Source organism: Candidatus Marinarcus aquaticus (assembly GCF_004116335.1).
Taxonomy (GTDB): Bacteria; Campylobacterota; Campylobacteria; order Campylobacterales; family Arcobacteraceae; genus Marinarcus; species Marinarcus aquaticus.
In genome coordinates this window covers 50,238-64,416 of sequence record NZ_PDKN01000004.1, presented here as the reverse complement: position 1 = coordinate 64,416, position 14,179 = coordinate 50,238, and the positions used below count along the sequence as shown (strand labels likewise).

The window sequence follows — 14,179 nt, the reverse complement described above, 5'->3', positions numbered from 1 at the left end:
AACATCATGGTTGAAAAAGTAATATCATACAGTGTAAAAAACCGATTTATCATTCTGTTTTTATGTGCCGTTTTAGCAGTGGCGTCTTTATGGTCGGTTAAAAACACCAGCCTTGATGCTTTGCCAGACCTTTCACCTCCACAAGTGATTGTGCAAGTCAAATGGCCAGGGCAAAGTCCTAAAACCATTGAAGAACAGATTTCATACCCTTTGATTTCAAACTTGATGAGTCTGCCAAACATTGAAACCGTTCGAGCCATGAGCAGTTTTCAAAATGCATTGATTTATGTTATTTTCAAAGATGGCAGTGATTTATACGATGCAAGAAACCGTATCTTAGAACAGCTCTCAACGTTGCAAGGAACTTTTCCACAAGGTGCGAGTGTGGCTATTGGACCAGATGCCACTGGGGTTGGTTGGGCGTATGAGTATGCTCTTAAATCAGATACTAAAACACTAGCCGAGCTTCGAACGCTTCAAGATTATTACTATAAGTTTGCACTATTAGGTGTGGATGGGGTTTCTGAAGTTGCATCCATTGGTGGCTTCATTAAAAATTATGAAATCACACTCAACCAAGACAGGCTCGTGCAGTACAATGTCAGCATCAATGAGGTGCAACAAGCCTTAACAAAAAACAACGATGACAAAGGGGGTCGACTCCTTTTAGAAAATGGCTTTGAGCATATCATCACTGCCCGTGGATATTTACAAAGTGTGGTGGATATTGAGAATATCACCGTCAAAACCATTGGCAGCAATCCTTTAAAAATAAAAGACATTGCACAAGTTAATGTCACTTCAAGCAACCGTCGAGGGATGGCGGATTTAAATGGAGAGGGTGAAACCGTTGGGGGAATCATCGTTGTACGATATGGTGAAAATCCCTATAAAGTCATCAAAGCTGTAAAAGAGAAACTGAAAACTCTTCAAGTGCCTGATGTGGAAGTAGTAGAAACCTATGACAGAAGTTCTCTGATTGATAAAGCCATTGATACACTCAAACATACACTCATAGAAGAGAGCATCATTGTGATGATTGTAAGTGGGTTGTTTCTGTTTCACTTTAGAAGTGCGTTGATTATCATCATTACGTTGCCATTGACCGTGTTGTTTGCCTTTTTACTGATGAAGTTTTTTAACTTGGGTTCAAACATCATGAGTTTAGGAGGGATTGCCATTGCCATTGGTGCGATGGTGGATGCCACCATTGTCATGGTTGAAAATGCCCATAAACACTTGCAAAACAAAGAAAACCTCACTTCCCAAGAGCGCATGGATATAGTCGTGCAATCAGCCAAACAAGTAGGGCGTCCTATCTTCTTTGCACTGGTGTTAGTCGTGGTCTCTTTTTTACCTATTTTTGCATTGACGGGTCAAGAGGGACGTCTCTTTTCCCCATTGGCATTTACGAAGTCGTTTGCCATGATTGCTGGGGCAGTTATCTCAATTACACTCGTACCAATTTTGATGATTTATTTTATCAAAGGGCGTATTGTGCCTGAAGATAGAAACTATTTGAATAAGTTTTTTGTGAAGTTGTATTCGCCTCTACTCAAGCTTGCCTTGAGATTTCGATACGCGGTGGTAGCTGTTTTTGCGGTGACGGTGATGGCAGCTTATCCGGTGTATAAAAACATGAACTGGGAATTCATGCCCATGATGAACGAGCAAACCTTTATGTATATGCCTGTTACTCCGTATGGTATCGGTGTGGATTTGGCCAAAGAACTCACGCAAAAAACCAATGAAGTTTTAAAATCATTTCCAGAAGTACAGACGGTGTTTGGTAAAGCAGGGCGAGCAGACACAGCAACTGACCCAGCCCCATTGGCCATGATTGAAACTATTATTCAGTTTAAACCAGAAGAGCAATGGCGTGAGGGCATGACCTATAAGCAACTCATGAAAGAGATGGACCAAAAACTTCAAGTGGCGGGTTTGATTAACTCATGGACCTATCCTATTCGAGGACGAATTGATATGTTACTCACAGGGATTCGAACCCCATTGGGAATTAAGCTTTATGGAAACGACCATGAGAAACTGGAAGAAGTAGCACTGCAAATTGAGCAAACACTCAAAAAGTTTGACAAAACGTTGAGTGTCTCAAGTGATAAAATCAACTCAGGATATTATTTGGATATTGCTTTAGAGCAAGAAGCCTTGGCACGGTATGGAATTACCAAAAATGATGTGTTAAGCACCATCTCTTTAGGTGTGGCAGGAACACAAGTCTCTACGATGTTTGATGGCTTAGAGCGATATCCAATCAGTTTGCGATATGAAATGAGTCAACGTGAAGATATCACTACACTCAATAACTTGCAAATCAAAACCAAGTTAGGGTTTCAACCTTTAAGTACTTTTGCAAAGCTTGTTTATGAAGAGGGACCATCGGTGATTAAGTCTGAGAAGGCATTGAATGTAAACTTTATTTACATCACCCCAAATCAAGAGATTTCAGCCAAAGCGTATAAAGATGAGGCCAAAGAACTCTTAAAAAGCATCGAGTTGCCCTCAGGCTTTTATATGGAGTGGGCAGGACAAAGTGAGTATTTAGAGAGTGCCATGAAACGTTTAGTGTATATCATTCCTTTGACGTTTGTGATTATCTTTTTGCTTATTTTCTTTGCACTAAGAAACATGATTTATACAGCAATCATATTCTTCACCTTACCGTTTGCACTCACGGGTGGGATATTTTATTTGGAGTATTTGAACTTTAATATCTCAATTGCTGTGATTGTGGGATTCTTAGCGTTGCTTGGAGTAGCAGCAGAAACCTCGATTGTGATGTTGGTTTATTTGCATGAAGCGATGTTGGAACTCAAAGAGAAGTGTTTAGAGGAAATCAATAAAACGCACATTTTCCATGCCATTTATAAAGGAGCAGTGTTACGACTTCGTCCAAAACTCATGACACTCTTTGCTATTTTAGGGGGGCTTATTCCTATCATGTATATTGATGGAGTGGGAAGTGAAGTGATGCAACGAATTGCTGCACCGATGATTGGAGGAATGATAAGTTCAGCCTTTTTAACGCTGATTATTATTCCTTCAATTTTCTATATCTTAGCCATTCGTAAAAAAGGTGAGATGGGACGCGTTGATTTATCTCATTAATTACGGAGTGATGATGGCATTCTCGCTGCCATTGGCTACTGCGTAAATCGTCACGCCATATAATCGAGCATAATACTTCATCAACAGTTTTTGTAACACTGGCTCAATAGAGGGTGTAAACCAGGCATTGTTTGAAATAGAAATCATCTGTTTGACTCCATTGAGATTCTCAAAAATCTCATGTGTGGTGGTCTCATAACAAATGGCATTTCTAAACGACTCCCCTTTGATATTAAAATCTGTAGGTGCAGTAGCTCTAGTGTAGTCTTTAGCCCCATTGTAAAAGGTGTCATTGATAAAGTTGCGAAGCACTTCAGGAAGCGGTACGGCTTCTCCAAAAGGCACAAGTACCACTTTGTTGGCTACACTCATTTTCCCTTGTGAAAAGTGATAGGTTGAGTTATGGTAAAGCTCTCCTTCTTTAAACAAAGAACCCAAAACAATCTCAATGTAAAACGATTTCTCTTTAAGTTTATCCAGTAAAACATCGTTTTGATTCAGAAGCAATGGCAAGGTGGTTTCAGGTAAGATAATCAACTCTTTGTCTTCCCAAATGGCATTATCAATGAGAGTCAAATTAAGTTCAATGATTTTATTTAAATTGCTTCTTTTCCACTTCTGCTCTTGTGCAATTTCCAGTTGAGGCATGGCAATATCAAGTTTACTTGTAATCATTGTTGGCGTACCAAACTGCACGGCAAATACTAAAGGAATAAGTGCAATGAGTCGAAACTGTGTCACCATCGCCATACTTAAAACGATGAGCATAAATGAGAGTTTATCGATATCAAAATAGCTGTGCACAAAGAGCAGTTCAGGGTTGAACCAGTTAAATCCAAAAGGTTCTAAGAAACTCAATCCAATCAGTGCCAGTGAACGAAAGATGATATTGTCTATAATAGTGCACGCAAAAAAGAGAAAACCATAAAACAAAGCAAAGCCTAAAATCACTAGAGGGATTAAGTAAGCAAGTTCATAATAGGTAAAACTGAAACCCACCCAATAAAACCATAAAATGCCCACAAAAAAACCAGCCATAAAGAGTGCTTGACGAGGCACACGCAAAAAGTGATAAATCGCCAAAAGAGCTAAAAGTGTATGCAAAAGTTTGAATTCAATCTCAAAGAGGCTTAAATAGATAAAAGCACTGAAAAAAAAGCTGGTATACAAGCCTTTTATTATATTTGTTTTGTTAGAATTTATGCGTTTTATTAAAAACATAAAAAATACTCATAAAGGAAATTTGATGGGACAAGGTGGAGATTTAATAAGCTCATTATTACCTCTGGTTGCATTATTTGCAATTTTTTATTTTCTAATCATTCGACCGCAACAAAAACAAGCTAAACAGCATAAAGAGATGGTTGCTAACTTAAAAAAAGGTGATAAGATTGTAACACACGGTGGCTTAATGGTTGAAATTACTAAAGTAGAAGAAGAGTACTTAATTGTTAAAAACCATGACAACAGTGAAATGAAACTTGTTCGAGAGTTTGTTTCTAAAGTAGAAGCATAAAAAACACTGCACGATAAAACATGTAAATCTTTACATGTTTTAGCCGATTTATACATACCAACTCACTTAAGGGAAAGACTTGAAAATCTTTAATTACAGACTAATAATATTTGCACTCAGTATCGTCTTTGGTGTTGTTTTTGCTATGCCTTCATTTTTACAAATGGAGAGTGGAAAAAAGATTAACTTAGGGCTTGATTTACAAGGTGGATTGCACATGCTTTTAGGGGTGAATACCGATGAAGCAGTCTCTTCAAAAATTAAAACATACGCAACGTCAATTAAATACTTCGCTGAAGATGAAGAGATTTTAATTGATGATTTAAGCATGAAAAATGATACCATTCGTTTCATGGTTTTAGATGAAGATGAACTGCCAAAAGTAGATGAAATGCTTTCGACTATCAAAGGATTAAGTATCCAAAAACCAACACCGTTGGACTATGTGATTACTTTAACTGCGGAAGAACAAGCTATTGTAAAAGACCTCTCAGTGACACAAGCTGTAGAGACCATTCGAAATCGTTTGGATCAATTTGGTTTAGCAGAACCAACTGTAATACGACAGGGTGAAGCCGACATTGTGGTGGAGTTACCAGGAATTAAAACCATTGAAGAGGAGAGAGCCGCACGAGAGCTTATCTCAAAACCTGCCAACTTAGAGCTCATGGCCGTCGATGAAGATATGGCGGATCAAGTTTATTCTTTAAGTCCAGAACAAGCGGCACAATATGGTGATATCATCTTAGAACAACAAGATGACCCAGCGCTTAAATATTTGGTCAAAGAGATTCCGATTTTAAATGGAAGTCAAATCATCGATGCTAAAGTGGCGTTTGACCAATCCAATCAACCCATCATTAACTTTACACTTAATTCAAGTGGGGCAAGAATTTTTGGTGAATTCACTGCAAAAAGTATCGGTAAACGACTGGCGGTGGTGTTGGATGGAAAAGTCTACTCAGCACCGAATATTCGAGAACGAATTGGTGGAGGAAGTGGTCAAATCTCAGGTGGATTTACCATTACTGAAGCAGGAAACGTGGCGATTGCTTTACGAAGTGGGGCATTACCAGCAAGCGTGAAACTTTTAGAGAAACGAAGTGTGGGACCAAGTTTGGGTGCGGATTCGATTCAAGCATCACTGCTTGCACTTATTTTAGGTTTTATTTGTGTGGTTGTTTTTATGATTGTTTATTACCGAATGGCAGGAATCGTGGCAAACATTGCATTGATTACCAACATCTTTATTATCGTTGCTGTTATGGCGATGTTTGGCGCAACCTTAACGCTGCCGGGTATGGCAGGGATTGTTTTGACTGTGGGTATGGCTGTGGATGCAAACGTTATTATCACAGAGCGTATACGAGAGTTGCTTAAATCAGGCACCTCAATTGGTAAAGCCATTGAAGATGGATACGCCAATGCCATGAGTGCAATTTTAGATGCAAACATTACCACGCTTTTAGTAGCAGTGATTTTGTATGCATACGGTACGGGTCCTATTAAAGGATTTGCTGTAACGATTTCTATTGGTATTTTGGCCTCAATGCTCACTGCAATTTTAGGGACACACGGTATTTATGAGATGCTTTTAAATAAAATTCAAAAATCTAAAAACACACTGTTTTGGTTTGGAGTGAAATAATGGAAATTTTTAAATCAGATAAAATCTTTGACTTTATGGGAAAACGACTTCCATTTTTAGCGCTTTCTGCACTTTTGTTTTTAGGTTCATTAGGGATTATTTTTACAAAAGGTTTGAATTTTGGTATTGACTTTGCGGGAGGAACACTCGTACAAGTAAAATATGAGCAAAATGCACCCATTGATGATATTCGTCAGATACTGCAAGCTCATCCAAAGTTTGCCAATGCAAGTATCACGGAGTTTGGAACTCCACAAGAGATTGTTATTCGAATCTCTGGGTCGTCAACGGAACTGGGAAATGATATTGGCGATACCGTACATACACTTTTGGATCCTACGGGAGCATTTGAAGTTCGACGTGTGGACATGGTGGGACCAAAAGTAGGGGATGAACTACGAGAAAAAGGGATTATGGCGATGTCTCTGTCATTGCTTGTGATTTTGGCGTATGTGAGTTTCCGATTTGAGTGGCGTTTTGCGGTGGCTTCTATTTTGGCACTCATTCATGACGTGACCATTGCCATTGGGGCATTGGCACTTTTTCAAGTGGATGTGAACTTGGATATTTTAGCCGCGATTTTAACAATCATGGGATACTCGCTGAACGATACAATTATTGTATTTGATCGTATTCGAGAAGGGATTAATACCTCTAAAGAGTCGAAACTTCTGTTGGTCATTAATGAGTCGGTTTCACGAACACTTTCAAGAACTACGTTGACATCATTAACCACATTCTTCGTGGTGGTAACGTTGTTTGTATTTGGAGGTGAGATTATTCATGGATTTGCCTTTACGATGGTTGTAGGTATCATTGTGGGGACCTATTCATCTATCTTTGTTGCTTCGTCATTTTTGGCACAGTTGAAGTTCTCTGTGAATAATTATAGAGCACGTGAGGCTGAGAAGCTCAAAAAACAAAAAGAGAAAGAGAAAATGCGGGCTATGTATGAGAAAGGCACCGTCTAGAAATATTTGTTTCTAAGCATCATCTTTCACACAATTTCTGCGTTGAAGAGAGATTTTAAATGCTCACGTACTTCATGTACGCTCCGCTTTAAAATCTCTCTTCGCCTTGAACTTCCATAAAATCTAATCCTTATAAACAAATATTTGTAAAAAAATTAATTAAAATCTAAAAAAACTACTTAAAAACTTCAATATAACAACGTACATGGGAATATTAAAACTCAACTCCTGCAAGAGCTGAGAAGAGGAAAATATTTTTTGATTTGAAGGAATTTACGAAGTAAACTCTGAAGCTGTTGAGGAGGTTCTTTGCTAAGTTTCTTTACGGAGAAAGAAAGTGTAAGCGAAAAGCTTTAGCTTTTTAAGATAATAATATATATTATGATAATATTGAGACAATAAATTTAAAAGAGTATAAATGAGTAGTTGTAGTTTGCATGATTGTACATTAGAGGTTTTTGAAAATAAAGATAAATGTATTTTACATTGTGAAAAAGATGATTGGTATGATATACATGATAATGTTAAAATCTGGAATAATAAGAAAGTTAATGATTTCTGGCAGTTTATTCAAGATGATTTATCAACTATAAAAGATATAAGTCTAGAAGATTCATATGTCTTATCAGAAAGACAAATCTATAGTTTTGTCATATTTCCTAAATTTCAAAAAGAATATTTGTATAACCATTATGAAGATAATCGTATGGATTTAGCAACTAATTTTTATTCTTTTGAATATCATGTAAATGATTTAAATACAGTATTTAATGAATTAAATATTATGTTTTATCAGTGTACTTTTTTAGAAGTTGCAGATTTTAAAAAATATGCATTTAAAAAGAAATTGAACTTTATGTTATGTAAATTCTATGATGAACTTAAATTACCCAATCATATTACAGAACCATTAACAATAGATAAATGTTTTTTTGCTAGAAATTTATTTTTAAAAGGTATAAATTTTTCTAAAAAAACTGTAATTTTATCACCAAGAGGTGAATCTAGCCTTATAATCGATAATTGTAATTTTGAAGATGATTTTTTATTAAGGCTAGAAAAATTAAATCTGCTTGCAATTAGCAATACCTCTTTTAAAAATAATGTATGGATATTAGGTAATAATTCACAATTTGATGCATTAGATTTTCATAATAGTAGTTTTTATAATTTATTGACATTAAAAAATATAAAAATACAGAATCCAGTTACGTTTACTGATATAAGGTTATTTAATAAAACAAGATTTTCTAATATAGATTTTCCTGTTCAAAATAGAGAGACAGCGCGAATTATAAAGGATTCTTTTGAACAAGAAAATAATATAATCGATGCGAATAAGTTTTATGCACTAGAGATGAGACAGTATGATAAAGAAATAACTTGGAAAGATAATTTTAAAGAAAAATTAATATTTAAATTACATGATTATTCTAGTCAACATTCACAAAATTGGCTTTTAGCACTGTTTTGGATACTTATTTTAAGCATGGGATGTGGATTTATTCAGAACTATTTTTTAGATGTAAAAATAGAGTTTATGAAACCTTTGATAGCAAATATATTTGGTTATTGTTTTATTAGTATATCTATACCATTGTTGATTGATAATATATTAGAAAATCAAAAGTTAAAGAAGTATACATTATCGTTTGTATTTTTAATAATAGGATTTTACATATTAAGTACCAAGGATTTGTTGTTGGAATTACCAGCAAAAGCAATAAATCCATTTTCTTTTATGTATAGTGATAGTCATATAAATGGTTTAGAACTTATTTTTAAAGTCATCATCGCCTACTTGATTTACCAACTCATCATCTCCATTCGACAAAACACTCGTCGAAAATAATTTTTAAAAATGTGATTATTTAAATTATTATTTGCTATAATTTTTATTATATAACGAAACGGATATGACCATGAGTAAACTGAAAAAATTACGACACGGTTTTGATAAAATCACTTCAAACCACGCTCAAAACTGGCAACTGGTTATTTTTTGGATTATCATCTTTGAAATCTTTGCCACCATATTTGAGTACCTATTTATCGGCACGGGTTCAGTGTATATTGATAAAACAGACGACACGGTAGCAAAAGAACTCTTTGCAGGGTTGTATTTCACAATCTTTATTTGGGGTTGTGTTTATAACTTTATATTCTGGAATTTGACCACTCTTTTATGGCTTTTCCTCTTTGGAGTTACGGGTCTGTATTTTGTTATTACTGATGACTTAACCTTTAATATGATGATACATAATCTCTTTCCTATACACTATTTGCAAGCAGGTTTTAGTATTGCTTTGATGGTGGAACTCTTTTTTAAACTCATCATCACCTATTTGATTTACCAATTGGTGGTTGCTTTACGAAATAAAAACCAAGACTAAAAGCATTTTCTTACCAATCTTTAGATAAAATAGAGCCTTTATTACAACATTCAACAAATAAAAGGACAAACATGGATTGGGGTAAAGTAACCTATATTTTCTTTTCACTTATGTCATTGACAACTACGGCAGGTTTCCTCTATGAGCCAAATGCCATTGCACTGTTTCTAGCAGCAGGTGTTAATGTGATTTCTACAATTTTAAAAATAGGTGTAAAAAATCTTCTCGCAGCAGAACTCTTAGCAAGTTCTTTAGTAGCAGACTTACACTTGATTCCAGCATTCATGGTTTTAACTTTTACAGACAATATTAGAATGGCGATTGCCTTAGCAATCGGTGCGATTGTTGCAAATATTTTTTCAGTAGCATTAGCATTGATTGAAAGCGCAAAGAGCCAAGAGAAGGACACGTATTAAGATGGATTATAGCCCAAAAGATATTGAATATAAATGGCAGTCATATTGGGATGCAAACAACAGTTTTGAACCAAGTGACGAACAAAATAAAGAGAAAAAATATATTTTAAGTATGTTCCCGTATCCAAGTGGACGAATTCATATGGGACATGTTCGAAACTACTGTTTGGGTGATGCGTTTGCACGTTATTATCGAAAAGCAGATTACAATGTATTGCACCCAATTGGGTGGGACAGTTTTGGAATGCCAGCAGAGAATGCCGCTATTAAACACAAACTGCACCCTAAAAAATGGACGTATGAAAACATCGATTATATGAGAAAAGAGCTCAACTCGTTAGGGTTGTCTTTTTCAAAAACACGAGAGTTTGCTACAAGCGATGAATTGTATACCAAATGGGAACAAGAGTTCATCATTAAAATGTTTGAACAAGGGTTACTCTACCGACACTCAACAACAGTAAACTGGTGTGAAGATTGTCATACGGTTTTAGCCAACGAACAAGTAGAAGATGGATGTTGTTGGCGATGCGGTAATGAAATTGAGCAAAAAGAGATGCCCGGATACTACGTGGCAATCACACAATATGCCCAAGAGCTTTTGGATGATTTAAAAAGCTTAGAAAACGATTGGCCAAGCCAAGTTTTGACCATGCAAGAGAACTGGATTGGACGAAGTGAAGGGTTAGAGTTTACGTTTAATTTAACACTGGATTCACGATATAAATTGGATAAAAACTTTAATTTATATAAAGTTTTCACCACTCGACCCGATACCATTTATGGGGTAACGTATTCAGCCATTGCGCCTGAACATCCTATTGTGGAGTACATGTTAGAGAACAATTTATTAGATGAGTACAAAACAGAGAAAATCAAAAACATGCTCAAACACTCTGAAAGAGACAGAGCAACGATGCCTAAAGAGGGAGTGAGTTTAGAGATTGATGTGCTTCATCCTTTAACCGATGAGAAAATCCCTGTATGGGTGGCGAACTTTGTGTTAGGTTCATACGGAGGAGGTGCAGTGATGTGTGTGCCTGCGCATGACCAACGAGACTATGAGTTTGCACGTGAGTATGATTTACCGATTAAACAGGTTATTGCAAAATCAGATGGTTCAGAAGTGCCGTTGTATAAAGAGGCTTTTACTGAACCCGGTGTGTTAATTGAGAGTGAAACCTTCACTGGATTAAAAAGCAATGAAGCGAAAAAAGCGATTATCTATCACTTTGAGAAAAACTCATTTGGTAAGAAACAAATCAATTATAAATTAAGAGATTGGGGTGTTTCACGACAACGATATTGGGGAGCACCTATTCCATTTGTTCATTGCGATGATTGTGGATTGGTGCCTGAAAAGATTGAAAACCTTCCCATTGTACTACCTGAAGATGTAGAAATCACAGGAAGCGGAAATCCTTTGGATTCTCACCCAACATGGAAACACTGTAAGTGTCCAAAATGTGGGAAAGACGCCATCAGAGAGACCGATACGTTGGATACGTTTGTACAATCAAGCTGGTATTTCTTACGATACGCAACCAATCCAAAAGTGTGGAACAAAGAGGGTGTGAGCAAGAGTGACTCGAATTATTGGATGGATGTGGATCAATACATCGGTGGAATTGAACACGCCATTTTACACCTGTTGTATGCACGATTCTTCACCAAAGCACTCAATGCATTAGGGTACACCAACTCTAAAGAGCCTTTTAAAAAGCTTTTAACCCAAGGGATGGTGTTAAAAGACGGGGCTAAAATGTCCAAATCAAAAGGAAATGTGGTTGACCCTGATAAAATCATTGAGCAATATGGTGCAGATACCGCGCGATTGTTTATGATGTTTGCTGCTCCTCCGACCAAAGAGTTAGAGTGGAATGACAGTGCGGTTGAGGGTGCGTTTAGATTTATTAAAAGATTTGCAGAGCGTTCTTCTTTGGTTGATTTTGAAAATATCGAACAAATAGAGAGCATCAATCATGATGCTTTAGATAAAGAGGAAAAAGAGGCGCGGAAAAAAGTTTATGAAGCACTGAAAAAATCAAATGAAGTGTTCAATAAAACGTTTGCATTTAATACGTTGATCGCCTCATCTATGGAAGCGATGAATGCACTTCAAGCACAAAAGAACCCACTCCTTTGGGCTGAAGGGTATTATATCTTAACCAATATTTTAGAGCCAATCATCCCTCATCTTTGTTGGGAGCTTTCAGAGAAGTTGTTTGAGCGACTCAATTTTGATAAGCCACTGCCAATCAAAGAAGAGGTCTTTACGCTTGACAGCATTGAATTGGCTGTTACTATTAATGGAAAAAAACGGTGTGAAATCGTCGTCAGTCCTGATGCGAGTAAAGAGGAGATTTTAGCTTTAGCAAAAGAGACAGCGGTGAAACACCTTGAAGGTAAAGAGTTAATCAAAGAGATTTTAGTACCAAATAAATTGGTGAACTTAGTTATAAAAGGGTAAGTATGAGATTTAACAGAGGGTTATTGGCTGTTTTAGCAGTGCTGTTTTTAGTAGGGTGTGGGTATAAACCTTCATCGCATTACGCAAAAGAGCGAATCAAAGGGAAAGTCTTTGTGGATATGTATGTAAGCTTGGAGGACCCTAAAAACTCTGTTATTATCAAAGACTCGATGAGTGAGATTTTAGTAAGCCGATTTGGTGCTACATTGGTTCATGACAGAGAGTTAGCAGACACACTTGTCTTTTTACGACTGGCTTCTGTATCAATGTCAACGTTGCAATACGATGAGATTGGGTATGAGAAACTCTATCGAGCCAATGTTACGATTAATGTAAAGTATGACGGTCCTGAAGGAAAAGGAAGCTTTAACGTTACAGGACGTTATGACTTCAGTGTCGATGGGGACAATGAAATTTCAGAAGCAAAACGGTTTGAAGCAATTCGAAACGCATCAAGTAAAGCTTTAGAAGAGGTTATCTCTAAAGTGGCGATTGACTCTTTTAGAAAAGAACCATCAAGCGATGCAAAACAGTAAACACTCATTAGAAGGATTTTTAGAGCACAAAACGCTCTATTATGATAAGATTGATTTTAATACCATTAAAATGGCATGGGAGTTTTTACGTCTATATGTAAAACTTCCCTATGTCATTCATATTGTGGGCACAAATGGAAAAGGCAGTACGGGACGATTTTTAGCCTCGTATTTACACCAAAGTCGATACACCACCATGCACTACTCTTCACCACATATCATTAAATTTAATGAACGCATCTGGATCAATGGAGAGGATGCCAATGATGAAACACTCGAACAAGCACACAAAAAACTGCAAGATATTCTGCCGGATGATTTAATTGAAAAACTGACTTACTTTGAGTACACCACATTAATGGCATTGTTGTTAAGCTCTCACTTGGACTATCTTGTCTTAGAAGCAGGTTTAGGAGGAGAGTTTGATGCCACCAATGTGGTGATTAATGATTTAAGTTTGATTACCGCGATTGATTTAGACCACCAAAGTTTTTTAGGCAACACCATTGCTGAAATTGCAAGCACTAAAATGCGTGCCTGTGACAATAAAATGATTGTCAATAAACAAGCTCATGAAGAGGTCTATGATATTGCTTCTTGTTATAACTACGAAAAAGCCAAAGAGTATGACACGAGTTCAATCAAAGGCTTACCTTCATATTTACATGAGAATTTGAACCTTGTTATTTCAGCCTTAGAGTACATGAATATCCCAGTAGATTTAGAGAAATTCCAAAACATACAACTCTTTGGACGATGTCAAAAAATTGCTTCAGATATCACCATTGATGTAGGGCATAACCCTCTTGCAGCCAAAGCTATTGCTAAAGAGTTTGAAGACAAAGGTGAGAAAGTAACTTTGGTCTATAACAGTTTTGAAGATAAAGACTATAAAGGCGTATTGATGCTTTTAAAACCAATTATAGAAAGCATTGAAATCATTGAAGTAGAAGATAAACGGGTCTTAAAAAAAGAGGCACTCCAAAGAGTGTGCAGTGAACTTGGGCTTAAAGCCAGTGATTTCAAAGGCGTTGAAAAAGGGAAAAATTATTTGGTGTTTGGCTCTTTTACTGTTGTAGAAAAATTTTTGAAGATGATGTAAC

The 14,179-nt window shown here is 36.5% G+C and carries 11 protein-coding genes; 10 read left to right on the top strand and 1 reads right to left on the bottom strand.

All coding sequences use genetic code 11. The features are described from left to right. The first annotated feature begins 6 nt into the window (after positions 1-6). Positions 7-3,126 (top strand): efflux RND transporter permease subunit, encoded by a 3,120-nt coding sequence (locus CRV04_RS07090; RefSeq protein WP_128996140.1) that lies wholly within the window; start codon positions 7-9, stop codon positions 3,124-3,126. Here CRV04_RS07090 and CRV04_RS07085 read toward each other — a convergent pair whose 3' ends face one another. Continuing rightward, positions 3,127-4,347, bottom strand: coding sequence for an apolipoprotein N-acyltransferase (locus CRV04_RS07085; protein WP_128996139.1), 1,221 nt, complete (start codon positions 4,345-4,347; stop codon positions 3,127-3,129). Between the two features lie 25 nt (positions 4,348-4,372). On the opposite strand from CRV04_RS07085, the gene yajC reads away from it, so the two are divergent. From yajC to CRV04_RS07040, 9 genes are all read left to right on the top strand, one after another. Next, a complete protein-coding gene (gene yajC / locus CRV04_RS07080; protein ID WP_128996138.1) occupies positions 4,373-4,642 on the top strand; it encodes a preprotein translocase subunit YajC in 270 nt (89 codons plus the stop codon). 79 nt (positions 4,643-4,721) lie between these two features. Next, complete coding sequence (secD, locus tag CRV04_RS07075; protein ID WP_128996137.1) at positions 4,722-6,290, top strand: protein translocase subunit SecD; 1,569 nt, start codon at positions 4,722-4,724, stop codon at positions 6,288-6,290. Then, the gene (gene secF, locus CRV04_RS07070; protein WP_128996136.1) at positions 6,290-7,261 is read left to right on the top strand and encodes a protein translocase subunit SecF; all 972 of its coding nucleotides are present in this window, start codon (positions 6,290-6,292) and stop codon (positions 7,259-7,261) included. Before secD ends, secF begins: the two co-directional genes overlap by 1 nt. A gap of 418 nt (positions 7,262-7,679) precedes the next feature. Beyond that, positions 7,680-9,113, top strand: coding sequence for a hypothetical protein (locus CRV04_RS07065; RefSeq protein WP_128996135.1), 1,434 nt, complete (start codon positions 7,680-7,682; stop codon positions 9,111-9,113). Between the two features lie 70 nt (positions 9,114-9,183). Beyond that, positions 9,184-9,654, top strand: coding sequence for a hypothetical protein (locus CRV04_RS07060; protein ID WP_128996134.1), 471 nt, complete (start codon positions 9,184-9,186; stop codon positions 9,652-9,654). 71 nt (positions 9,655-9,725) lie between these two features. Beyond that, entirely contained in the window at positions 9,726-10,070 is a 345-nt protein-coding gene (locus CRV04_RS07055) for a DUF6394 family protein (RefSeq protein ID WP_128996133.1), read from the top strand. A gap of 1 nt (position 10,071) precedes the next feature. Further along, the gene (gene leuS, locus CRV04_RS07050) at positions 10,072-12,540 is read left to right on the top strand and encodes a leucine--tRNA ligase (RefSeq protein WP_128996132.1); all 2,469 of its coding nucleotides are present in this window, start codon (positions 10,072-10,074) and stop codon (positions 12,538-12,540) included. 2 nt (positions 12,541-12,542) lie between these two features. Then, the gene (gene lptE, locus CRV04_RS07045) at positions 12,543-13,076 is read left to right on the top strand and encodes an LPS assembly lipoprotein LptE (protein WP_128996131.1); all 534 of its coding nucleotides are present in this window, start codon (positions 12,543-12,545) and stop codon (positions 13,074-13,076) included. Beyond that, a complete protein-coding gene (locus CRV04_RS07040; protein WP_228126506.1) occupies positions 13,033-14,178 on the top strand; it encodes a bifunctional folylpolyglutamate synthase/dihydrofolate synthase in 1,146 nt (381 codons plus the stop codon). The genes lptE and CRV04_RS07040 overlap by 44 nt, the downstream gene beginning before the upstream one ends. Position 14,179: the final 1 nt, after the last annotated feature.

What these genes read in the sequence shown, in the direction of transcription:
- CRV04_RS07090 (WP_128996140.1), top strand. Translation starts at nt 7, where the DNA reads ATGGTTGAAAAAGTAATATCATACAGTGTAAAAAACCGATTTATCATT.
- CRV04_RS07085 (WP_128996139.1), bottom strand. Translation starts at nt 4,347, where the DNA reads ATGTTTTTAATAAAACGCATAAATTCTAACAAAACAAATATAATAAAA.
- yajC (WP_128996138.1), top strand. Translation starts at nt 4,373, where the DNA reads ATGGGACAAGGTGGAGATTTAATAAGCTCATTATTACCTCTGGTTGCA.
- secF (WP_128996136.1), top strand. Translation starts at nt 6,290, where the DNA reads ATGGAAATTTTTAAATCAGATAAAATCTTTGACTTTATGGGAAAACGA.
- CRV04_RS07065 (WP_128996135.1), top strand. Translation starts at nt 7,680, where the DNA reads ATGAGTAGTTGTAGTTTGCATGATTGTACATTAGAGGTTTTTGAAAAT.
- CRV04_RS07060 (WP_128996134.1), top strand. Translation starts at nt 9,184, where the DNA reads ATGAGTAAACTGAAAAAATTACGACACGGTTTTGATAAAATCACTTCA.
- CRV04_RS07055 (WP_128996133.1), top strand. Translation starts at nt 9,726, where the DNA reads ATGGATTGGGGTAAAGTAACCTATATTTTCTTTTCACTTATGTCATTG.
- leuS (WP_128996132.1), top strand. Translation starts at nt 10,072, where the DNA reads ATGGATTATAGCCCAAAAGATATTGAATATAAATGGCAGTCATATTGG.
- lptE (WP_128996131.1), top strand. Translation starts at nt 12,543, where the DNA reads ATGAGATTTAACAGAGGGTTATTGGCTGTTTTAGCAGTGCTGTTTTTA.